Consider the following 21,679-nt stretch of genomic DNA (forward strand, 5'->3'; position numbering starts at 1 on the left):
CGATCATGGACGGAAAGATGTTCGCCCGCCTCAGCGCCATCGTCTTCATCGCCGTGGCCGTTACCGCCACGGCGATGAAGATGAACCGGAAAGAAAGCGCGCCAATTGACCAGAGTGTCGATCAGGCGGGTGCTGAGACCGCCGATCCTTTGCGGGCCGAACTCATCCGTTGCGCAGGGATCGGCGAGGCTGGTCCGCGCGACCCGTCCTGTCTGCGCGCCTGGGCCGAGAACCGACGCCGCTTCCTGGCTCCCGGATCTCGCCCCGCCGAGCGGTTGCCTGACCCGCCGCAGTCGCCCCACCCGACGGCGACCATCCCGGCGCCTGCCGTTCAGCTCCAACCCGAAGAAGTCAGGTAACATCATGGGCGGCACCGGCGTTATCGACCACTTCCTGGAGGTCTTCACCCGCTACATCGATACAGGCTTCGGACTGCTCAGCGGCGAAGTCGCGTTCATCGCCACGACGCTGATCGTCATCGACGTCACGCTAGCAGCGCTGTTCTGGAGCTGGGGCGCCGACGACGACATTCTGGCGCGTCTGGTGAAGAAAACCCTCTTCGTCGGCGTGTTCGCCTACATCATCGGCAACTGGAACAACCTCGCGCGCATCGTCTTCGAGAGCTTCGCGGGTTTGGGCCTGAAGGCCAGCGGCACAGGCTTCACGACCGCCGATCTGCTGCGTCCCGGCAAGGTCGCGCAAACCGGGCTGGACGCCGGCCGGCCGCTCCTCGATTCCATCTCTGGCCTGATGGGCTACTGGTCGTTCTTCGAGAATTTCATCCAGATCGCCTGCATGTTCTTCGCTTGGGCACTGGTGCTACTCGCCTTCTTCATCCTCGCCATCCAGCTCTTCGTGACGCTCATAGAGTTCAAGCTGACGACGCTCGCGGGCTTTGTTCTCATTCCCTTTGGCCTCTTCGGCAAGTCCGCCTTCATGGCCGAACGTGTCCTCGGCAACGTCATCTCGTCCGGCATCAAGGTGCTGGTGCTCGCCGTCATCATCGGCATCGGCTCGACGCTGTTTTCCGAATTCACCGCCGGCTTCGGTGGTGCGACACCGACGATCGACCAGGCCATGGCGATCGTGCTCGCAGCGCTTTCGCTGCTAGGCCTCGGCATCTTCGGTCCCGGCATCGCCAACGGCCTCGTCTCCGGCGGACCGCAGCTCGGCGCGGGAGCGGCGATTGGAACCGGCGTTGCCGCGGGGGGCATGGTCGCGGCCGGCGCCGCCACCGTGGGAGCCGTTGCTTCCGGAGGTGCGGCGGCGATCGGTGGCGCGGCCGCCGCCGCGCGCGGTGGAGCCGCTCTCGCGGGCGGAGCATCCACAGCCTACAGCCTTGGTTCCGCTGGCCAGTCCGGTGCGGCGAGCGTCGCTTCCGGCCTCGGCGGTGTCGCACGCGCCGGCGCGTCCGCCGCGGCCTCTCCGCTGAAACGCGCCGCCTCGCGTGCGGCGGACAGCATGAAGTCGAGCATCACCGCAGGCGCCAAATCCGCCTTCGAGGCAACCGGCGGCTCTTCGTCCGAAGGCACGATCGGCGGCGATACCGAGGCCGCCAACGACACCGCCACTGGCCAGCGCGCGTCTTCCCGTCAGGGACCGCCCGACTGGGCCAAGCGCATGAAGCGCTCCCAAAGCATCACGCACGGCGTCCAGGCCGCCGCACATGCCGTCCGCTCCGGCGACAGCCACGGCGGCGGCTCTTCCATCAACCTATCCGAAAGCGACCGCTGATGAGCCTCTTCAAACGACCGGCAACCCACTATGGCAAATCACCCGAGCCCGAGACGCCCTACCAACGCGCCGGCCAGATCTGGGACGAACGCATCGGCTCGGCCCGTGTGCAGGCGAAGAACTGGCGTTGGATGGCGTTCGGCTCGCTGATCCTCTCGGCCGGGTTCGCTTCGGCGCTGGTCTGGCAGTCGGCACGCGGAACGATCGTGCCCTGGGTGGTGCAGATCGATCGCCTTGGGCAGGCGCAGGCCGTCGCGCCCGCCACCGCTGACTATCAACCGACCGATCCGCAGATGGCCTGGCATCTCGCCCGCTTCATCGAGCAGGTTCGCTCGATCCCGGCCGACGCCATCATCGTCCGTCAGAACTGGCTGCGAGCCTATGAGTTCACGACCTCGGCCGGCGCGATGGCACTCAACGACTATGCCCGCGCCAACGACCCCTTCACCAAGGTCGGCAAGCAGCAGATCTCGGTCGATGTCTCGTCGGTCATCCGCGCGTCGCCCACGAGTTTCCGCGTCGCCTGGATCGAGCGCCGCTATCAGGACGGCGCGCTTGCCGAGACATCGCGTTGGACCGCCATCCTCACCATCGTCGTGCAGCCGCCGCGCGACGTCGAAAAACTCCGGGCCAATCCGCTCGGAATCTACGTCAACGCTATCAATTGGTCACGGGAGCTGGGACAATGAAGTCGTCTTTCCGTAAAGCCGGAAACCCGGCTTCACACACATCCGCATCGTCGGTTTTACGCAGATCCGCGTTCCCGCTCATCCTGCTCGCGACAACTGCGCTGGCCGGCTGCGCCACGACGCAGAAGCCACCCGAGATCAGCTATGACGACGCAGCGCCGGCCGTGCAGACGGTCGATCCGCCGGCGCCGGTCACCGTGGTCGAACTTCCCCGGCCACTGCCACTCCCCGGCCAGATGAAGCCGGTCGAGGCGACGCGAAGCGCGCCGGAGGCATCCGACCCGACAGCGCGGGTCAACCAGGCCAACGCGGCGGCTCGGATCCAGCCGGTACGCAACGGGTTCATCAACTCGATGCAGGTCTATCCCTTCACACAAGGCGCGCTGTATCAGGTCTACGCCGCCGTCGGGCAGATCACCGACATCGCGCTCCAGCCCGGTGAGCAACTCGTCGGCTCCGGTCCCGTCGCCGCCGGCGACACCGTTCGCTGGATCATCGGTGACACCGAAAGCGGAACGGGCGCGACGCGACAAATCCATATTCTGGTGAAACCGACCCGGGCCGAGCTGATGACCAACCTCGTCATCAACACCAACCTGCGCACATATCACATGGAGCTGCGCTCGACCGAACGGACATATATGGCGTCCGTCTCCTGGCAGTATCCGCAGGATCAGCTCATCGCCCTACGCCGTCAAAACACCGAGGCCCAGGCAGTCCAGCCAGTCGCCACCGGCATCGACATTTCCCGCGTCAATTTCCGCTACGAGATCGACGGCGACCGCGCGCCGTGGCGGCCGCTCCGCGCCTTCGACGACGGCCGCCAGGTGTTCATCGAGTTTCCGCGCGGAGTTGCTCAGGGCGAGATGCCACCGCTCTTCGTCGTCGGCCCTGAAGGCAACACCTCCGAGCTGGTTAACTATCGGGTCCGCGGCAACCACATGATTGTCGATCGCCTGTTCGCCGCCGCCGAGCTGCGCTTCGGCGCGGGCGACCGCCAGAAGCGCGTGCGCATCACCCGCACCGACGGGAGGCCGGCATCGTGAGCGACATCGATCCCCGGAAAGAGGAAGGGCGTGGGTCGGAAAACGTCGAGCAGCCCCTGACCGGCGAACCGGCGCCGCCAATGCGGCTGCGCGCCGAGTCGCCGCGTGTCACGCGCTTGTCGCGGAAGGTGTTGGCCGGGCTCGGTCTCGCCGCCAGCGTTGGGATTGGCGGCGCGATGATCTACGCGCTCCAGACCCGGCACAGTGGCCGGCCGAATGAAGAGCTGTATTCGACTGACAATCGCGCCACCGCGGACGGCCTTGCCGGCCTGCCCCGGGACTATACGGGGCCGGTGCTTGGTCCTCCGCTGCCCGGCGACCTTGGACGTCCGATCCTCGATGCTCAAAACCGGGGGCAACAGGTTCCGGTCCCTGGCATGGCGACACCTAACCCCGGCCTCAGCGCCGAGGAACAGCGCCGGCTGCAGGAACTGGAGTCCGCGCGCACGGCGCGCCTGTTCGCCTCGACAGAAACCAGGACAAGCGCGCCCCCGGCGGCTTTACCTGGGGCGACACCAGCCGCCAATCCCCAACCGCCTCTGCCCGACCTGACAAGCCTCGGCCTAGCACCGCAGCCGGTCACGCCTTCGGCGCAGGATCGCCAACTCGCTTTCCTGAACGCTGCCGCCGATCGGCGGACCGTCTCCCCGGACCGGGTCGCGACTCCGGCCTCACCGAATATCCTCCAGGCCGGCGCGGTGATCTCGGCAGCTTTGATCACCGGCATTCGCTCCGATCTTCCCGGCCAGATCACCGCCCAGGTGACGGAGAACGTCTACGACAGCCCGACCGGCCGCATCTTGCTTGTGCCTCAAGGCACCCGCTTGATCGGCCAGTACGATAACGGCGTGGGCTTCGGCCAGCGCCGTGTGCTGTTGGTCTGGAACCGGCTCATCATGCCGAACGGCCGCTCGATCGTGCTCGAGCGCCAGCCAGGCGCTGACTCGGAGGGCTACGCTGGGCTCGAAGACGGTGTCGACTATCACTGGTGGGATCTTGCGAAGGCCGCCGCGCTGTCGACGCTTCTGGGGGTGGGCGCCGAGCTCGCCACCGATGACAATGACCGCCTAGTTCGCGCTATCCGCGATGGTGGGCAGGACACGATCAATGACGCCGGCCAGCAGATCGTCCGCCGTCAGCTCAACATCGCGCCGACGCTCACCATTCGACCTGGATTCCCAGTCCGCGTGATCGTCACCCGCGATCTGGTGCTCGAACCATACGGAGGCTCATGATGGCGAAGCTGAAACTCGGCCCGATCGCCGACGACAAACCGGTCAAGGTCACTGTGGAACTCCCCGCAATGCTTCATCGAGATTTAGCGGCCTACGCCGAGGCTCTCGGCCGCGAGCAGGGCCAGCCGATTGCCGATCCCGTCAAGCTCATCGTGCCGATGCTAGCGCGGTTCATCGCGACGGATCGGGGCTTTGCCAGCTCGCGCAAGACGACAGGGCCAAGTCACCAGCAACGACGCGCCAATGATCAGATTGGCAATTCGTAGGTCGGCAGACCGCTTATAAACGGCAAGCCGGGCAGCATTGTCTGCGACATCACTTTCGCAAGGCTTAGTAACTTTCGAAACGCTGGATTGTCGTTACTTGGCGACCATATCGCATAGAAGGGCAGGATCGCCCCGGCGATCGGCCGGAAACTTACCCCGGAAAACTGCGCGGCGATGATACCATCGCAAACCAGCGTCAAACCGCGACCGCTCGCCACTACCTGCATGAGCGTGTCGCGATAGACGGCCTGCCGCTGAATGCTAGGCGTATGTCCTGGCTCCGCTACGTGCTTGACAATATAGTCGTGAATGGCAGGACCAGGTGAGGCTTCGCTTACGACGAAGTGCCGGTCCGACAAATCACTCCACCGAATCTCTTCGTTATCGGCTAAATCGTCGTTTTCCGGCATCGCGACGTGGATGCGCTCGTTCCAGAGATGAGCGACTTCGCAATCCTTAGGCGCGTGCGAACTTGGCAGAAAGGCGATATCGAGGCGGTGTTGACGTATCGACGCAATGTAGTCCGAAGGTTCGCCCTCGACGAACTCCAGGTGAACAGCGGCGTGCTCATTATCGTAGGCATGGAACAACCGGGCTAGGAAACCAGAGGCGATCGAGGAAAATAAACCGATCCTGACTGCGCCGTCTTCGCCTCGGCCAATCGTACCCACCTCCTTCTGCGCATACTCGATTTGCTCGATGGCGCGTCGCGCCCTCCGGACAAATCTCTCTCCTGCGAATGTTAGATGCACTCCGCCACTATGACGGATGAGCATAGCTGCGCCAGTTTCGTCTTCAAGATCGCGAATTCTTCGACTGATCGCAGACTCACGAACACCAAGCGCGGCAGCGGCGCGTCGGATACTTCCGAGGTCCGCTGCCGCGATCAAATATCGAAGATGACGAAGCTCAATCGACACTCGCACTACCAGGGATTCTACGAGTTACATCGATTATGGTTTTGAAAATAGACGTCACGCGCCTACTCCGCCATCCACGGCAATCAGGGAGCCCGTTATGTAGCTCGCCGCCGGGGAGGCAAGGAACGCGACCACCGCAGCAATCTCCTCGGGTTGTGCATAGCGGCCGAGCGCAGTGACCGACTTCAGCCAATCAGCGAACGGGCCACTGTCCGGATTCATCTCGGTTTCGACCGGACCGATCGCAAGGGCGTTGACAGTGATCCGCTTCGGCCCAAGGTCGCGCGCAGCCCCTTTTACGTAACCCGCGATTGCAGCTTTGGTGGACGAATAGTCGGCTAGGCCCGGAGCGCCGACGCGTACTGCCGAGGTGGACGACATCGTGATAATGCGCCCGCCTTCGCCTATGACCTGAGAAGCCGCTCGGATTGCCGTGATGACGCCGGTGACATTCACGGCATGCATGCGGTCAAGTGCGGCGGTGTCGTTGATGTCGATCGCACCCGCTTCGAACACACCCGCGTTTGCAACGAGAATATCAAGCCGACCGAATTCTCGGTAGACGTCGGCGACAAGCGTCGCCACCTGCGCCGAATCTGCCTGATCGGCCTTGAACGCCTTTGCGCGAACGGTCTTCCGCTCCATATCGGACACAACGGACATGGCCCTGTCTTCACTCGCGGAGTAGCTGATTGCTACGTCCGCGCCTAGATCGGCGAGAGCCAGCGCCGAAGCCGCCCCGATGCCGCGCGAACCGCCCGTCACGAGCGCGACCTTGCCGGAAAGTAATTTGGTCATTGTCAATCTCCTTTGTTATGTTTGTCGTTAGGATTTCGCATTCACGTCCGTCACCGCGCGGGAAGCAGTCGGTCTCTATGCCTCTGAGAAGGACAACAGGACTCCGTAGGCCGAAGCCTTCTTACTAGGCAGCGAATTCGCGGGTCATACGTTTGATGGCCGCCGCGCAAGTCTCGATTAGAGAACTCAGACTATCCGCCCCGAGGCCTCTCCGGTTTATTGCAATTGGTTCGCTGCGAGCGCGCGGTCCTTTTCATTCTGGTCCTGCTGTTGTGTACGATCACGAACGCGCCAAATAAAAAAGAGCGCGAACATCGGGAAGAGCGCCTGCACAGTTCCTAAAACGTAGGCACTTGTGGTGGTCAGCAATATTCCAGCCGCTCCCAAGGCGAACAAACATGCAAACTTGATCAGAGTCAGGCCTGGCTCGACCTTCCCACGCGTAACGAGCATCAGCCCCGCGATTCCCGCAAGTCCGAGCATAAGGTTGTAGACGCCCTGATTAACAAACAAGGTTCTCAGTATTCGCGCCTGTTCTTTGGCCGGATAATCGAGTCCCCAATTGAGCTGAGGTAGGAGGAAATTGTGGACTGGTGGCCACATCCAGAGCACCGTCTCGACTAGGAAGAACGCGAAGTAAGTTGCAGTTGTTACGCTAACGAACAGCGTTGTGGATTTTCTCATCCTCACCTCCCCGATGCATCACTGTTATTTCGCAGCATTCTACTTCGCCTCAGGAAAGCTATTTCCAAACATTGGTAAACCACTCCGTGATGACTTTGCCGTGGCCTCGTCCTGGATGACGTCCCAATGCTCAACGAGCTGGCCCTCGTTCATTCGAACGATATCAACGACAATCCAGTCCGCCTCCTGTCCAATCCCTGAGAATCTTCCATGCAACATCAGCAAATCCCCTTCAGCCATAATCAATCGGTTCTCGTATTTCAGCGTTGCCGGAAGGCTTCGAACCAAATCGAAAAGCCCATGGCGCCCTGGTGCAATGTGAGCACTGTGCTGTATGTAGTTCGGCGACCAAAACTTTTCCGCCTCACGCAAGTCTCGCCTGTTAAACAAGGCATCAAACGCATCAAGCACGATGGTTTTATTTATCTGTTCAGATGTTTTCTTCATTTTGTCTCCAGACACTCAATGCCATCTCGGTAAAACGCATCTCACCGATCTTTGAAATTGCTCTTCGGCGTGTTTGTCAGTCATAGTTTTTCGCGGGACGGCCTATCGATTGACCGCAATAGCTCGACGATCGACAGCCTGTGGCGGCCACCATGAGACCTACTGTGTTCCGCCGAAACTGCGGTCAACGAAGCCGTAGTCTGCTCTGCCGTGGCCGCAGCCAGGCCGGACAATTCGCTACGAGCGATAGTCACTTTGCTGTCCTTGTCTCGATGCGCCTTCGGGCGCGGTTATTTAAGCTGCGTGTTTGCGATTGGCAGGATGGCTGCAACGCGCCATCCGTCTGCACTACGAATGAGAATCTGACTGATCAGGAACGTGTTGTTCTGCGCGGGTTTTCCAGCAAGGCCTCGGGTGAAGGTGATTGGAACCAAGATCTGCACAACGTCGGTGGTTATTGCGGTTGATTTGAAATGGCTCATATCCGGATCGAGATGCCAGGTGCCTGCGTAATAGTCCGTCAGTGTTTCGGTAATTGCCTTCTTGCCCCTTACTTCGACACCGCGCGTGAGCCACAGCATGTCCGGGGATTCCCACAGCAGCGCTGCCACCGCCGTCGGATCGTGAGCGTTCTGGGCTGCCACAAAGCGCACAAAGAAGGTGCGAGCCTCGTCATCTCGGGAGGTTGCCGATGCTGACTCGGCAACCGCCGCCGTCATCGCGAGAAAAACGAAAGCGGCGCGCAGCATGGACAAGCGGACGCGTGTGAGAGAACTCCAGACGGTCGGAGTATTCGACAAATGTTCCAATGCGTTCACCTTCCTTTCTATTCCGGACTCGGGGAATTTTGCTATCTGCCCAAGGTGCTGAACTAGTGTGTCGATTACAGCGAGGGATCGGTCAGATCTGGTGCCAGGGTGTGTCAAACGGCCACCAACGTCCTGCCGCGAATCTGTCCACGGATGATGGCTGCCGCTCGCGCGGGAAGCGCATCAAGCCCGATTTCCTCGATAACGCTGGCCGGCAAACCGTCAGGGATGACCTCGGCCAACCGTTTCCAAGCGGCGATCCGGGTCTTGTTCGGGCACTTCTCGGAATCAACCCCTAAGAGCGCCACGCCGCGCTTGATGAAGGGAAGAACCGTCGTCTGAACGTTCGTGCCTCCAACCAAGCCGAGTGCCGCAACGGCGCCGCCGTAGGCAGTACTGGCGAGCACGTTCGCAAGCGTGGCGCCGCCCACATTATCGATCGCGCCAGCCCAACGCTCAGGGAGCAGTGGCTGCGCAGGTATGTCGCCGATATCCTTCGCCAATACGATCTCATCTGCCCCGAGCGCGCGGAGATAGGGTTCCTCCTCGGCACGCGAGGTCGCCCCAAAAACACGATAGCCAAGCCGGTGCAGCAGCATGACCGCGACGCTGCCGACCCCGCCGGTAGCACCCGTCACGAGGATGTCGCTGCCCGCAGCGACGCCGTACCGCTCCAATGCGTTGATGCACAGCATGGCCGACAGGCCAGCGCTGCCGTGCGTCATCGCTTGGCGCATTGTCATGCCCGTTGGCACTGGAACCAACCATTCGGCTTTGACGCGGGCTTTTTCGGCGTAGCCGCCCCAATGCCGTTCGCCGATGCCCCACCCGGTGGCGATGACCTTGTCGCCTGGCTTGAAGCTGTCCGAATTGGACTCCTCCACGATGCCGACGAAATCGACCCCGGGCACGAAGGGAAAGCTCTCAACGATTTGGCGATGTCCGGCGCCGGTGATCGCAAGACCGTCCTTGTAGCCCATGTCGGAATAATGGACGCGGACGAGCACGTCGCCCTCCGGCAGGTTGTCATCCGTTAGGGTTTCGATCGCGGCCTCGATCGTCTCAAAGGGCCGGCGGAGTACCAATGCTTTGAAGCTGTCGCTGGGCATGAAGGTTGCTTCCGATCTGGGTTCGAGTTGGTCCGCCGAATGATGAGTGCGCCATTATCGGCCTTTGAACGAAAAAGCTGGCCGGGGTCTGCCTTCTCGGAACGCTTCAACAGAAGTTTGGAGAGCGAGTGTCACGTCGTCGGTGTCGAAGAGCGGCATGGCGATGTCGAAGATTGCCTCGTCGGCGACGACGACCCCTCCAGTCGCCCAGATGCGCAGCAGCGCCTTATGTGCGGCATGGGCACGCGTTGGCCCGCTCGCCACCTTGCGCGCGAAGGCCGTCGCCTCGCTCAGGACGTCAGTGTCGGCCACCACCCGATTCACGACGCCATGATCCCGCATCACCGTCGCCGGCACTTGCTCGGATGTGAGAGCCCATTCCATCGCGCGTGCCCGCCCGACGCGCTCGGCGATGCGGTAGATACCGCCCAGCAGCGTCACGATCCCAATCGATTGTTCCGGATGGCCGAAACGCGCCGTTTCTCCGGCAAAGATGACGTCGGCACGCACGGCGAGTTCGAGGCCGCCGCCGAAGCACAAGCCCTGCACGGCCACGACGGTCGGAATGGGAAGTCGTTCAAAGCTATTAAATGTTGCCATGTAGGATTCGAATACGGTGCGTAGTTCCCGACCGGTCATATTCGGCCAGGCCACGATGTCGCCGCCGAAGCTGAAGTCCGGTCCCTCGGCGTGCACCAGCAGCGCGCGAGCCTTGCCGCGAGCAATCTCGTCGAGGGCTGCGGCCAACTCGTCTACCATTTGCACATCGATCCGGTTCTGCGGAGGATTTGCGATGATCAGCGTCGCGAGTTCGTCGACAATAGTCAGGCGGATATGGGACATGGCTGGCCTCCGGGCGATCGAACAAGATATTCGCGGAACCAACCGACGGCTGCGGCGCTCGCCACAGAGAACTGGGACAAATAGGGGTCGAAATGACCGCCTTGCACCGTCACCAGCTTCTTCGGTTGAAGGGCGCGTTCATAGGCGGCGAGCGCGAGATCTGTCAGGGTGATGGTGTCTTCCATCGCAACGACAAGCATCAGCGGTGTTGGTGACACGCGGGCGATCCAGGTGCCGGGCTCATACATTCGCGCCGCACGACCCGAGCGCAGTGTCACCTCGTTGCGCCATACACCTTCGGGCAACTCCTGAAGATAGAAATCGATGGCGTCTTGCGAACGATAGGCTGCGGGCTGCTCGTGATCGCTGCCAACAACAGCAATCCGCTGTCCAGGCTCGCCACGGAACCGGCGTCGGTCATCCTCGATGAAGGCCGCCTCCAGGCCGGGGACCGCACCCGGCTCGACGCGGCGCAGGCCCTGTTCGTAGCCGCTGATTGTCGGCACTTGCGCGACCACCGCCTTGAGCCGCCTGTCGGTGGCGCCGAGAAAGATCGCATGGCCTCCGGCATAGCTCGTGCCCCATAGGCCGATCCGGGCGGCGTCAACCTCCGGCCTGCTCTCCAAAAACGAGATTGCCGAACGCCAGTCTGCGATTTGTCGCCAAGGGTCGATGTCGCCCGGTTCGGGAGCGTCGCTGCTGCCGAAATTGCGGTGATCGTACAATAGGACGACGAAGCCGGCCTCAGCGAAGGCACGGGCGAAAGGAAAGAGCCCGTGATGAGCGGTCCCCGCGTAGCCATGCGCCATGGTGATCGCCGGTAGAGGAGTGGCGGCACCGGCTGGACGAAGGAGCCAGCCACGAAGCACGACACCCGGCTCGGCGTCGAACGCGACATCGTGCTGTTCGATCGTCGGTCGGAGCGGCGCGGAGTCCGAACTAACCATGTTCAGGTCTCCCGATTTGGTGCGGGAACGTCGAAGCCGTTCAGCGTCGTCGCGACGAAGGCATAGACGCCGACGAGGAAGACGAGTTGGGCCGCGCCAAGTTCGCCGAAGGTTTCGACCGCCAGCCGCCAAGTCGGCTCTGGAACCGGGCCGCCGCGGCAAAGCGCCAGCGCCATATCGAAAGCTGCGCTTTCATCGGTGGCAAGATCGTCCGGCTTGATGTTCGAGACCAGTGCCGAAATCCGGGCCAAGGGCATGCCGACCCGCTCCGCGACCGCAACATGCGCGTAGATTTCGTAAGCGGCCCGGTGGTGGCCGCCAACGACGAGGATCACGACCTCTTTCACGCTGGCCGAAAGCACTCCGATCGCATTGACCGCCTTGGTGAGGTCCCACGATCCCTTGCCGACGGCCGGATGGTGGAGCGACACGTTCCAGGGTCCGATCATCTTGCCGTCGGGCTGTTGGGTCTTGAATGCGTTGAAGCCGGTAGCGATGCCCGCGCGCATGTCGTCGTAAAGCGCCTTCTGGAGCGGATCGAAATCGGCCGGATCGATGAGAGGAAGCCGCATCGTCATTGCCCCGGGAAGGGCAGCGGGATGAGCTTGCCTTCGAGGCGCCGCGCCAGTTCTGCCGAGAACGCAACCACCTGCTCATAGGGGCTATGGAAAAGCTGGATTGCATCGATCAGGCCTTTGTCATTATGACAAAGGATCGTTACGCCGGCCACGTCACGTCCCTGAAACTTGCCCCGCCATTCCAGGCATGTGCGGCAGCCCGCGTTCGTTTCATGGACAAAGCCGATCGCGTCGTACATCGCGCGGGTCGCATCGAAGAAATGCCGCACATCAACAGGCCCTACGATCGGAGTGCTCGCGACCGACGTAACGAGCGCTACGTTAGCGGTGAACGCTGCCGCGAAGGCCTCCTGCGTCGGGCGCCGGATGATCTCAAGCCATTCCTGGCCTACTACAGCGGTTGGGTTCTCGGTCATGCCGACGCTGCCTCTGCTTTGACGGACAAGATGGGATAGTCGGTATACCCATGCGCATCGCCGCCATAGGCAGTCGAGCGGTCGAAGGTGTTGAGCAGAGCGCCTGTGCGGATGCGCTCGGGGAGGTCCGGATTGGCGATGAACATGCGGCCGAACGCGACCGCATCGGCGAGGCCAGACGCAACCGCATCGACGCCCATCTGCGTCGTATAGCCGCCGGCCGTGATCACCGGCCCAGCGAACAGGTGCCTGAACAAGGCGGCATTGTTTGCGCTGTCTATACTGGCGTCGTCAGCCAGGCCGATCGACGAGGCGCGCGGTTCGATCAGGTGGAGATAGGCAAGATTGCGCTTGCTGAGTTCACCGATGACGTAGCTGAAGTGCGAAACAGTATCGCTGTCGCTCAGCCCACCGAGATTGCCGTGCGGAGACAGGCGAACCGCGGTTCGATCGGCACCAATGTCGGAGCTGATGCCATCGACGACTTCGAGCAGCAGTCGCGCCCGGTTTTCGATCGTGCCGCCATAGGCGTCCGTGCGCTGATTGCTGCCATCTTGGAGGAATTGATCGAGGAGGAAGCCGTTGGCGCCGTGGATCTCGACACCATCGAACCCAGCTTCGCGGGCGTTTTGCGCGGCTTGTCGGAAGGACGCGACGATCGCCGGCAGCTCATCGGTTTCGAGCGCGCGTGGCACCTCATAGGGAAGCTGGGTAAAGCTCGGCGTATAGGCATTGCCCGGCGGGGCTATCGCCGATGGCGCCACCGGCAGGCTGCCATCGGGATTGTAACTTGAGTGCGACCAGCGGCCGTGATGCACGATTTGCAGCACGACGCGTCCACCTTGAGCATGCACGGCGTCTGTCACCGCACGCCAACCGGCGATCTGTTCTGCCGTGTGGATGCCCGGCATCTGCGGATAGCCGTGCCCTTGGACGCTGATCGCCGTGGCTTCGGTGATAACGAGACCAGCAGATGCACGCTGCCCATAATACTCGGCACTGATCGGTTGGGGTACGCCGCCCGGACCGGCCCGCATGCGCGTCAGCGCGGGCATGACGATGCGATGGGGAAGAGCGAGCGCACCAAGTTGGAGTGGTGCAAAGAGGATATCGGTCGACATTGTCCGCCTTTCGAGAGGTTTTAAGCGCGGGGCGTAGTGCCCCGCGCCAGTGTCAGCTGAACGTCAGCGCGCCGAAATCGAGCGTCACCAGCAGCGGCTCGGGAACCTTCTGGAAGGCGCCGTCATAGGCGTAGATGCGGCGCGTGGTCGGCATCTTGATGCCCTGAAACTCGCGGTAATTGCTTGTGTAATTCGCACCGCTGTTTCCGTTCAAAATATCAACGGTGTAGTCATGACGCCGCATCAGCCCATCAGGGCCGAAATGCGTGATCTGCGTTTTTGTGTGGCTGACGATGTGATCCGGGAAAGTGACCTTCAGCCGCCGCCATTCCTCGCCATTCTCGTGCCACGGCTCGATCTCTTCCGTCTCGAAGCCGGGATAGGTGTAGAGGAAGGGCGACGTCAGGTAGGTCCACAGTGCTTCGCTGCTGAAGAAAGCCGCCTGCAATGGATCCCACGGATCGGCAAACTCCTGACCGACAAATTTGGCCTCTGGATCATCGCGGGTTTCGACAATCTCGCCAACCAATGTTTCGATGGTCAGCCGGCCGGGCACGAATACGCTGCGCTGACCGGGCTTCAAGAAGGGTGTGATTGTCAGACGCTCGGTGTGCGTCTCGATCTCGAAGACCTTGTCGAGCAGCAATCCTGGCTGCTGCTTGAAGTCCCAGATCGCACCGGCGATCGAAACCTCGGCCCGAAGCTTGGTGAAGGCGTTCCAGCGGTCGAGGCCACCATGCGCCTCGACCGCGAATGAGAGGAGATCGCCCATCATGATTTCAGGAACGCCAAGAGGTCAGCGTTCAGCCGATCGGCATGAGTCACTGCGAGCCCATGGGGCGCGCCCGGATATTCCTTCAGCGTGGCATGCGGTACGACCTTCACCTGACGACGAGACGCCAAGTCGATCGGGACGATCTGATCATCGTCACCCTGAATGAGCAGCGTCGGGATCGTCATCTTCTTCAAGTCTTCGCGGAAGTCGGTCTCCGAGAATGCCTTGATGCAGTCGTACTCACCCTTGACGCTGCCAGTCATGCCCTGCCGCCAGAAGGAGTCAATCTGACCCTGCGAGACTTTAGCGCCGGCGCGATTGTAGCCGAAGAACGGCATCGCCAATTCTTTGAAAAACTGCGCGCGGTCGGCAACGAGGCTTGCCCGCAGTCCGTCGAAGACGCTCATCGGCGCGCCTTCGGGATTGCTGGCGCTTTGCGCGAAATAGGGAGGCACTGCGGAAATCAGCACTGCCTTTGCGACGCGATGGGTGCCGTGGCGGCCGATGTAGCGGGCAACCTCTCCGCCGCCCGTCGAATGCCCGACCATCGTCGCGCCGCGCACGTCGAGTGTTTCGAGAAGTGTCGCGAGATCGTCGGCGTAGGTATCCATGTCGTTGCCGGTCCAAGTCTGGTCCGACCGGCCATGCCCACGGCGGTCATGCGCGATAACCCGATAACCGTGATCGGCTAGGAACAGCATCTGGGCGTCCCACGCGTCGGCGCTGAGAGGCCAGCCATGGGAGAAAGTTACGACCGGACCGGTTCCCCAGTCCTTGTAGTAGATCTTTGTGCCATCTTTGGTTGTTACTGTCGTCATCGGATGAAGTCCTTTGTGAGGGGTTTTGGATGATGGTGTGTCGCTGGCCTTCGCCGTCTCGGCGAACGCAATCGTCGGGACGCTAAGCGCCGCGGCTAGGCTGCCGCCCGTTGCGAGCAGACCGCGTCGTGAGGTCAAGAACTTGTTCTTAGGGTCATCAGCGGTCATTTGAATTCTTTCCATCTATTGGCGTTCATGGTTGGACGAGGCGATGTCGTACCGGTATCGCCCCGAATGAAGTTGCCCATCCGTCAAGCGATTCCGAAGCGCGGAGCTGCAAACGCGCGTGACAGGTTGGGCGCGAGCGCGCGCCGCGCCGCTTCATAGGCCGCCCAATCGCTGGGGTTGGGTAAGGAGGGGATTGTTATCAGTTCGCCTTGATCGAGGCCGGCAAGCGCGGCATCGACGAGATCATCGGCCGACATGACAGTCCCCTCAGGAAGATTCTCTACCGAAGTGCCCGTGATCCCCCAGAACTCGGTCGCGACTGCACCCGGCAGAACAGCCTGAATGCGCATTCCTTTGCCGGCGAACTCATGGTGCAACGACCGGGAAAACGTCAGCACAAACGCCTTGCTCGCGCCGTAAGCGCCGTTCAGGAGCTCGGGCGCGAGCGCCAAAATCGACGCGATGTTAATGATCGTCCCAGTGCCACGTGCGACGAACCCCGGCACTGCCGCGCAGACGAGTCGAGTGACAGCAACGATGTTCAACGCGATCATCGCCTGAATCTTGTCGCTATCGGCAGCAAGGAGAGTCGGTGCGACGCCAACACCGGCGCTGTTCAAGAGCAAAGTGATGCTCGCATCGGCTCGGACCACTTTTTCGATCCGGGCCAGGTCGCTTTGCTCAGTAAGGTCAGCAGAGAGGATTTCGATGGATTGGCCCGTTTCGTCGGTCAATCGGGTAGCCAATTTATGAAGTCTACCTGAGTTACGTGCGACAAGAATTAGGTTATATCCACGACTAGCAAGTCTATCCGCGTATACTGCTCCAATTCCTGAAGAAGCTCCGGTAATGAGTGCCGTTCCTTTATTGACTATGCTCATGACCAACCCCCTGCAGACGTCAGAATATTTTCAGGCTGCTGATCAGAACCTACACAGGACGGTTGACTTCTCGAATGTCGGAAACCCCTCGTTTTCGGACATCAGCGCATTCCGATTGTCATTGGACGTCGGTCCAGCGCCTCCGACGAGCATTTGGCGTCTCGCTCAAGACCAAAGATGGTCCGTCATAGGGAGCGGCTCCACCGTCGAAACTGATCGCCCATAGGGCACTTTAGGCACCCTGCTTCTTGGAGAGGCTGTTAGATTACTGGGCTGAAGGGCGCGGCGTGATTCGCAGCTTTGATGTGGACCGCATCGACGCGCGGCCGGATGGCCGAGATTTCCAAGCCGACCAAGCGCTACCCAACGGATCTGACCGTCGAGGAGTGGGTACGTATCGAGTCCGTTGCTGCCCATGGCGACCAAGAACGGACGACCGGTCGCGGCAGGTCTACGCGAGGTGCTGAACACCAGGCAACATGCGACGCCCTCCGCAAAGGGACATTCACACCATCAGTCCACTAAGCCCTTCTCGTTCAGCAGCAAGGCAAGCGGCTTGATCGGGCCGAGCGGGATGAATTGAAATTCCATCATGCCGGCTTGGCCCAAAGGAAGCTTCTCCAGAAGCGCACGCGCTTCCTCAGGGTCAGTGACGTTCATCACGAGCACGATCCCGCTTTCGTCCGTTTTGAAGTACCACTGGTCGACTTTGCCAGCGAGATAGAGGCGGACGGTTTCGCGTATCTCGATCGGTAAAACCGGGGCTCTCGCGTCGGGAGCGCCCTCGGCCGTCCACTGTCCGATTGCGAGGATCTTCGTCGTCGGGACGGCAAAAGGGGCTTGCATCGACGGGTGTACGTCAGTGTCGCTGAGGGGGACCGTCTTGTCAGGCATTTCATTTCCTTTGCGAGCGCCGACGATGTCTCGGTCTTGTGATCGGAACAGCGGGTGCAGCCTTTGCGGATTCGCGCCCGTGTCGGCGCGAGAGAGCGAGGCGATTGGACCCGTCGTGGCGACGATACCTGGCGTGCCGGCCGTCTTGATTAAACCAGCAGCGCGAGGGGGGCCGCGTTGCTCCTTACGCGTTTCCAAGCATGATCTTGGCAACCGGCTCGGGCGCATCGATTTGCACCCAGTGCCCCGCTCGCAGCAAATGGAGAGAAGGATGCTTTAGATGCGACCGGAAATCCTCAGCCACGCCTATATTGAGATAAGGATCGGTCTCACCCCAGATCAGCTTGACCGGGATTTCAAGCGCCTCCATCTCGTGAAGTCGCTTGGTGTTTCTGGCGACCTCCCCGAAAAGCTCCGCGGTCATCTGTGCAAAGGCAGGGGCGGAACTGGGTTGCTTGCTGAAATTCTTGTCGATGATCGGGCCAAGGAACGAAGCATAATACGCCTTCTGATTTTCCGGCAGAGCCTGCTGAAACTGCGCTCGCTGAAAGTTGAGCACCCAGGCAAATTGCTCGGGGCTTTGCAGAATAGCGCGCGTGAGCGCCGTGAGGTTGGTGGTGGCGAAGAGTTCGATGAACTCCGGAAACCGGACGGTGGGCGCCGCAGCGTAGACCGAATTGAGAATGCAGAGCGAGTCGACGTGTTCCGGGTGTTCAATCGCGAAATTGACTGCGGCAGGACCGGATGAGTCGTGCGCTACGGGAACAATCTTACCAAGGGTCAGCGCCTCGACGACCGAATGAAGGTCGCCCAGTTGTTGCTTGAAACTGTATTTGGCGCCTGCGGGTTTGTCGGAAGCGCCGAAACCGAGGAAGTCGAACGCGACGACCCGGCGCCCCCCGGCGACCAAATATGGTATCAGATCGTCATAGATATGCAGGTTGTCGGGGAAGCCGTGCATGACTACGAAAGCAGGACCGGCGCCTTCGTAGTCACGAGCATAGATGTTACCCTGTTCACGCGGAATTCGATGCTCAGAGAAGGGTGGCTTGCCGCCGATCGCGCGATCTAAACTTCTCAAGGTGTCGGTCATATCTCATCCTTCTAACGGCGCTGGTTGGATAGATTCGCTGGCGCCGAAATAGCGTCGGAACTGCGGACCGCCCAAACCGTGAGGCAAACAGAGCTCCAGGTTGAGCACCGTGTCCCCTACGTTTTCGAGGCATCTCCGATGAATCGGAAAGCGCGCGACAGGTGCGACTAACCGGAAAAGTCGCGGTTGCGGGTCAGAGCCTACATGGGACGGACGGCCTCTCGAATGTCGGAAACACCTCCTTTTCGGACATTCGGTCGTTGAAAGTTGATGCAAACCTTGCGAATGATGAAGCAGGATCTCATCTCAGGTCTGGGCGGAGTGCGTCAGCAGGGACCATCTACTTTAGACACTAACTCCGCACATCAAGACCGAGGAAAGCAATTGATCGATATCACAAAACGACAGGGCGTGAAGATAGCTCCACTTCCAGACGAAACATCGAAGTTGAGAGCAGTCGCATCGAATACGTACCAACGCGACAGCGCCAGTTGTTCTGCGGATGGAAATTGAAATGCTACGCATCGGCTTCGTCATATTCCCTGGCTTTGGTGTTATGAGCTTTTCCGCGATGTCGGTCTTTGAGACTGCGAACACGGAATTTGGTGAACAATACTATGATGTTCGCCTTCTTTCGGAGATCGGCGGCTCGGTACGCAGTTCGATTGGCGTCGTTGTCGAAACAGAGGCCTTTGGGGATAGCGAATTCGACACGGTTATTATTGGCGGTGGAGGCCATATGCCGTTCACCCAAGGGCTTCTTGCCTATCTGCGGCAAGCCGCTAGCGAGTCACGACGTCTTGCCGCAACCTGCACAGGGGCCTTCTTTCTAGCAGAAGCGGGGCTGCTCGACGACTCCCGCGCCACCACCCACTGGTTTTATGCTGACGACTTCCGCAAGCGATACCCGAAGGTCAAGCTGGAAGACGAACGACTGTTCATTATTGATGGTTCGATATGGACGTCGGCGGGGATGACGGCGGGCATCGACCAGGCTCTGGCGATGGTCGAAAAGGACCTCGGCCCCGAGATCGCCCGCGCGGTTTCGAAGAGCTTCGTTCTTCACAATCGGCGGACCGGTGGACAGCCCCAATCGTCGGTGTTGCTCGATATGGGCCCAAAGTCCGACCGGATTCAGGCCGCACTCGCCTACGCGCGAAAAAACCTGCATACACCGCTAACCGTTGAGCAACTAGCTGACGCCGTGCACCTGAGTCCGCGGCAGTTCAGTCGAGCCTTTCGAGCGGAAACCGGCATCCCTCCTTCAAAGGCAATCGAGAAACTTAGGATCGAGGCTGCTCGTTTGCTCGTTCAAGACGGAAGGCATCCAATCGAGGTCATCGCCCGGCAGACTGGTTTCGGCGACGACGAAAGGATGCGGCGTGCGTTTCTGCGCGCATTCGGGAAGCCTCCGCAAGCACTCCGCCGAAGCGCGCGCGGTGAGATTGAAATTGCCGAGGATGCTGAAACAAGCCTGTCATAAGAGGTGGTGCAGGTGGTCGGAATCTAACCGGCACTCCTCCCGGAACAATAAGCGGCACCGTTGCTGCAAATCCCGATTTCCGTGAATCCACGCACCTGTGCGGCACCTTCAACGACAACGTCACCGTCCTATGTGCACGCCAGAGCCCGCTAACTCCCGATTGATCCACGTGAGGGCTTCCACCGTTCGCTATCTATTGTTTTCTATCTCCTCACCCACCCATCAAGAGGAGATGCAACATGCACGCGACGGCGAATACCCCCATCGGAAGAACGATCAGACGACAGCAATTACGTGAGATGGTTCCGTTAGCTGACAGCACGATCTACGAAATGGAACAGCGGGGGGAATTTCCACGACGCTTCGCTTTGACCCCGCGATGCGTGGTTTGGGATCTGGGCGAGGTTCAGGCATGGCTCGCGGCCCGTCGCTCAAAACCAATTCTCCGTGCGCCCGGTCCCGACGTGAAACAACGCCGAGCCCGTCCGGTCAAAGAGCCGGATGGGGCTCCAGGATCGGCATCGACGGCGGGATGAGTGTCGGCACGTACTTTCTACCATCGACCCAAGCATCCAAGATATCCGACCACTCCTGCATCATGTGCCGACGCTGTACCTCATACTCGGCTTTGTTATAGACGCCACGCGACGAGCGCCCGTCCTCATGCGCTAAGCACTTTTCGATCCAGTCGCTGTTGAAGCCGAGTTCGTTCAGCAGAGTCGAACCTGTCCGCCGCATGTCGTGAACCGTAAACGGCTCCAGGGGCAAACCTTCCGCCTTCGCGCGCTCAACGACTGCATAGGTAACCCGATTGAAGGTGGCGCGCGACATAGGAGCATCGGCGTCGTACCGCGACGGCAGAAGGTATCTTGAATTTCCTGCACAGGTCTTCAGGGCGATCATGATGTCGAGCACCTGACGCGACAGGTAGACGTTGTGCGCTTTCGAGCGCTTCATCCGCTCCTTCGGGATCGTCCAGACCGCATTCTCGAAGTCAACCTCGTCCCACACTGCGTCCTGTAGCTCGCTTTTGCGCACCATCGTGAGCAGGTAGAGCCGCATTCCCAGCCGGATTGTGGGAAGTGTGGCGATGTGCTCGATCTGCTTCAGCATCACCCGAATTTCGGAAGGCGAAAGCGAGCGGTCCTTCGGCACGAAGGTGGCGATCGAAGCCGGCCCTACCTCATCGGCCGGGTTGGCGACCTTTTCGCCGTGCAAGATCGCAAATCCGTAGATCTGCTTCAGGATGTCTCGGACATGGATAGCCGTCGCTGGGGCACCGCGTTCAACGATTTTGCCACAGTGGTTTCTGAGATCGTCGGGTGTGATTTCCGTGAGCAGGCGATTACGCCAAACCGGTAGAAGCTCTCGCTCGAAGATGGAACGCCGCATGGCGCGCGTGCTGTCGGCCATCGGCGCGGCGGTGAGCCACTTCTCCCCGAACTCGCCAAAACTCTTTGCTTCTTTCAGGCGCCGCTTATCGCGCTGCTTCTCTATCGCCGGCGACCGTCCTTCACCAATGGCCCGCCTCGCGTCGATGCACTTCTCTCGGGCCCGGGCGAGCGAGATTCCGTCGCGTCCGTACCTGCCCAGATAGACGGTCTCCCGACGGCCGTTGAGCCTGTAGTCCAAGCGAAACGAGATCGCGCCACTGGGCATGACGCGCACATACATCCCGTCACGGTCCGCAATCTTGTAAATTTTGTCTTTTGGTTTCAATGCCTTGAGGGCGACATCCGTCAGCATCCTTACTGCCTCCTGAAAAGTACCGTCAGCACAAATTTGAGGCTCCGCGACAGATATTATCCATTATTTCCAATGGCTTAATACAAAAAAAGTACCGTCACGAGCCTCATTGCCCATGACGGTACTTTCAAAAATACAGCTAAGCAATATGCCCGAGGTCCGTCAGACGGACCGCCATT

Annotated in this window: 25 protein-coding genes; 8 read left to right on the forward strand and 17 right to left on the reverse strand. The window is 60.6% G+C overall.

The window, feature by feature from the left end; translation table 11 throughout:
• Positions 1–5: 5 nt before the first annotated feature.
• The 6 genes from trbK-alt to H4W01_RS12165 all read left to right on the forward strand — a co-directional run bounded on the left by trbK-alt (position 6) and on the right by H4W01_RS12165 (position 4,970).
• Entirely contained in the window at positions 6–359 is a 354-nt protein-coding gene (gene trbK-alt / locus H4W01_RS12140) for a putative entry exclusion protein TrbK-alt (RefSeq protein ID WP_209611234.1), read from the forward strand.
• Between the two features lie 4 nt (positions 360–363).
• On the forward strand, positions 364–1,734 hold the full coding sequence (gene trbL, locus H4W01_RS12145; protein WP_209611237.1) for a P-type conjugative transfer protein TrbL: 1,371 nt from the start codon (positions 364–366) through the stop codon (positions 1,732–1,734).
• Entirely contained in the window at positions 1,734–2,423 is a 690-nt protein-coding gene (gene trbF, locus H4W01_RS12150; RefSeq protein ID WP_209611239.1) for a conjugal transfer protein TrbF, read from the forward strand. The genes trbL and trbF overlap by 1 nt, the downstream gene beginning before the upstream one ends.
• Positions 2,420–3,469 carry a P-type conjugative transfer protein TrbG gene (gene trbG / locus H4W01_RS12155; protein ID WP_209611241.1) on the forward strand — a complete coding sequence of 350 codons (1,050 nt, stop codon included), beginning with the start codon at positions 2,420–2,422 and terminating at the stop codon, positions 3,467–3,469. The genes trbF and trbG overlap by 4 nt, the downstream gene beginning before the upstream one ends.
• Before the next feature lie 80 nt (positions 3,470–3,549).
• Entirely contained in the window at positions 3,550–4,704 is a 1,155-nt protein-coding gene (locus H4W01_RS12160; RefSeq protein ID WP_334685429.1) for a TrbI/VirB10 family protein, read from the forward strand.
• On the forward strand, positions 4,704–4,970 hold the full coding sequence (locus H4W01_RS12165; protein WP_209611246.1) for a DUF2274 domain-containing protein: 267 nt from the start codon (positions 4,704–4,706) through the stop codon (positions 4,968–4,970). The genes H4W01_RS12160 and H4W01_RS12165 overlap by 1 nt, the downstream gene beginning before the upstream one ends.
• Here the strand turns inward: H4W01_RS12165 and H4W01_RS12170 are convergent.
• The 16 genes from H4W01_RS12170 to H4W01_RS12245 all read right to left on the reverse strand — a co-directional run bounded on the left by H4W01_RS12170 (position 4,952) and on the right by H4W01_RS12245 (position 18,271).
• On the reverse strand, positions 4,952–5,890 hold the full coding sequence (locus H4W01_RS12170) for a LysR family transcriptional regulator (protein ID WP_334685255.1): 939 nt from the start codon (positions 5,888–5,890) through the stop codon (positions 4,952–4,954). The genes H4W01_RS12165 and H4W01_RS12170 overlap by 19 nt on opposite strands.
• 54 nt (positions 5,891–5,944) lie before the next feature.
• On the reverse strand, positions 5,945–6,688 hold the full coding sequence (locus tag H4W01_RS12175) for an SDR family NAD(P)-dependent oxidoreductase (RefSeq protein WP_209611248.1): 744 nt from the start codon (positions 6,686–6,688) through the stop codon (positions 5,945–5,947).
• 216 nt (positions 6,689–6,904) lie between these two features.
• Positions 6,905–7,372, reverse strand: coding sequence for a DUF1304 family protein (locus tag H4W01_RS12180; RefSeq protein ID WP_209611250.1), 468 nt, complete (start codon positions 7,370–7,372; stop codon positions 6,905–6,907).
• Positions 7,373–7,411: 39 nt separating this feature from the next.
• Positions 7,412–7,819, reverse strand: coding sequence for a nuclear transport factor 2 family protein (locus tag H4W01_RS12185; protein WP_209611252.1), 408 nt, complete (start codon positions 7,817–7,819; stop codon positions 7,412–7,414).
• A gap of 290 nt (positions 7,820–8,109) precedes the next feature.
• The gene (locus H4W01_RS12190) at positions 8,110–8,637 is read right to left on the reverse strand and encodes a nuclear transport factor 2 family protein (RefSeq protein WP_209611254.1); all 528 of its coding nucleotides are present in this window, start codon (positions 8,635–8,637) and stop codon (positions 8,110–8,112) included.
• 104 nt (positions 8,638–8,741) lie between these two features.
• Complete coding sequence (locus H4W01_RS12195; RefSeq protein ID WP_209611256.1) at positions 8,742–9,737, reverse strand: MDR family oxidoreductase; 996 nt, start codon at positions 9,735–9,737, stop codon at positions 8,742–8,744.
• A gap of 54 nt (positions 9,738–9,791) precedes the next feature.
• The gene (locus H4W01_RS12200) at positions 9,792–10,580 is read right to left on the reverse strand and encodes an enoyl-CoA hydratase/isomerase family protein (protein WP_209611258.1); all 789 of its coding nucleotides are present in this window, start codon (positions 10,578–10,580) and stop codon (positions 9,792–9,794) included.
• Positions 10,562–11,527, reverse strand: a complete 966-nt coding sequence (locus H4W01_RS12205; protein WP_209611260.1) for an alpha/beta hydrolase — start codon at positions 11,525–11,527, stop codon at positions 10,562–10,564. The genes H4W01_RS12200 and H4W01_RS12205 overlap by 19 nt, the downstream gene beginning before the upstream one ends.
• A gap of 2 nt (positions 11,528–11,529) precedes the next feature.
• Positions 11,530–12,099 (reverse strand): carboxymuconolactone decarboxylase family protein, encoded by a 570-nt coding sequence (locus H4W01_RS12210; protein ID WP_209611262.1) that lies wholly within the window; start codon positions 12,097–12,099, stop codon positions 11,530–11,532.
• 2 nt (positions 12,100–12,101) lie between these two features.
• Positions 12,102–12,521, reverse strand: coding sequence for a hypothetical protein (locus H4W01_RS12215; RefSeq protein WP_209611264.1), 420 nt, complete (start codon positions 12,519–12,521; stop codon positions 12,102–12,104).
• Positions 12,518–13,642: an alkene reductase gene (locus tag H4W01_RS12220; protein ID WP_209611266.1), complete on the reverse strand. Its 1,125-nt coding sequence runs from the start codon at positions 13,640–13,642 to the stop codon at positions 12,518–12,520. The genes H4W01_RS12215 and H4W01_RS12220 overlap by 4 nt, the downstream gene beginning before the upstream one ends.
• A gap of 52 nt (positions 13,643–13,694) precedes the next feature.
• Positions 13,695–14,417, reverse strand: coding sequence for a hypothetical protein (locus tag H4W01_RS12225; protein ID WP_209611268.1), 723 nt, complete (start codon positions 14,415–14,417; stop codon positions 13,695–13,697).
• A complete protein-coding gene (locus H4W01_RS12230) occupies positions 14,414–15,235 on the reverse strand; it encodes an alpha/beta fold hydrolase (RefSeq protein WP_209613351.1) in 822 nt (273 codons plus the stop codon). Before H4W01_RS12230 ends, H4W01_RS12225 begins: the two co-directional genes overlap by 4 nt.
• Before the next feature lie 251 nt (positions 15,236–15,486).
• Positions 15,487–16,284, reverse strand: coding sequence for an SDR family NAD(P)-dependent oxidoreductase (locus H4W01_RS12235; protein ID WP_209611270.1), 798 nt, complete (start codon positions 16,282–16,284; stop codon positions 15,487–15,489).
• A gap of 513 nt (positions 16,285–16,797) precedes the next feature.
• Positions 16,798–17,178 (reverse strand): hypothetical protein, encoded by a 381-nt coding sequence (locus tag H4W01_RS12240; RefSeq protein WP_209611272.1) that lies wholly within the window; start codon positions 17,176–17,178, stop codon positions 16,798–16,800.
• A 184-nt stretch (positions 17,179–17,362) separates the two neighbouring features.
• Positions 17,363–18,271 carry an alpha/beta fold hydrolase gene (locus H4W01_RS12245; RefSeq protein WP_209611274.1) on the reverse strand — a complete coding sequence of 303 codons (909 nt, stop codon included), beginning with the start codon at positions 18,269–18,271 and terminating at the stop codon, positions 17,363–17,365.
• Positions 18,272–18,785: 514 nt separating this feature from the next.
• Here H4W01_RS12245 and H4W01_RS12250 point away from each other — a divergent pair.
• Both H4W01_RS12250 and H4W01_RS12255 read left to right on the forward strand, forming a co-directional pair.
• Positions 18,786–19,754 carry a GlxA family transcriptional regulator gene (locus H4W01_RS12250; RefSeq protein WP_209611276.1) on the forward strand — a complete coding sequence of 323 codons (969 nt, stop codon included), beginning with the start codon at positions 18,786–18,788 and terminating at the stop codon, positions 19,752–19,754.
• Between the two features lie 239 nt (positions 19,755–19,993).
• Positions 19,994–20,290 carry a helix-turn-helix transcriptional regulator gene (locus H4W01_RS12255; protein WP_209611278.1) on the forward strand — a complete coding sequence of 99 codons (297 nt, stop codon included), beginning with the start codon at positions 19,994–19,996 and terminating at the stop codon, positions 20,288–20,290.
• On the opposite strand, the gene H4W01_RS12260 is transcribed toward H4W01_RS12255, so the two are convergent.
• Complete coding sequence (locus tag H4W01_RS12260; protein WP_209611280.1) at positions 20,244–21,500, reverse strand: tyrosine-type recombinase/integrase; 1,257 nt, start codon at positions 21,498–21,500, stop codon at positions 20,244–20,246. The two genes, H4W01_RS12255 and H4W01_RS12260, sit on opposite strands and share 47 nt — an antisense overlap.
• Positions 21,501–21,679: the final 179 nt, after the last annotated feature.

This window comes from Sphingomonas sp. PL20 (assembly GCF_017875905.1).
Taxonomy (GTDB): Bacteria; Pseudomonadota; Alphaproteobacteria; order Sphingomonadales; family Sphingomonadaceae; genus Sphingomonas; species Sphingomonas echinoides.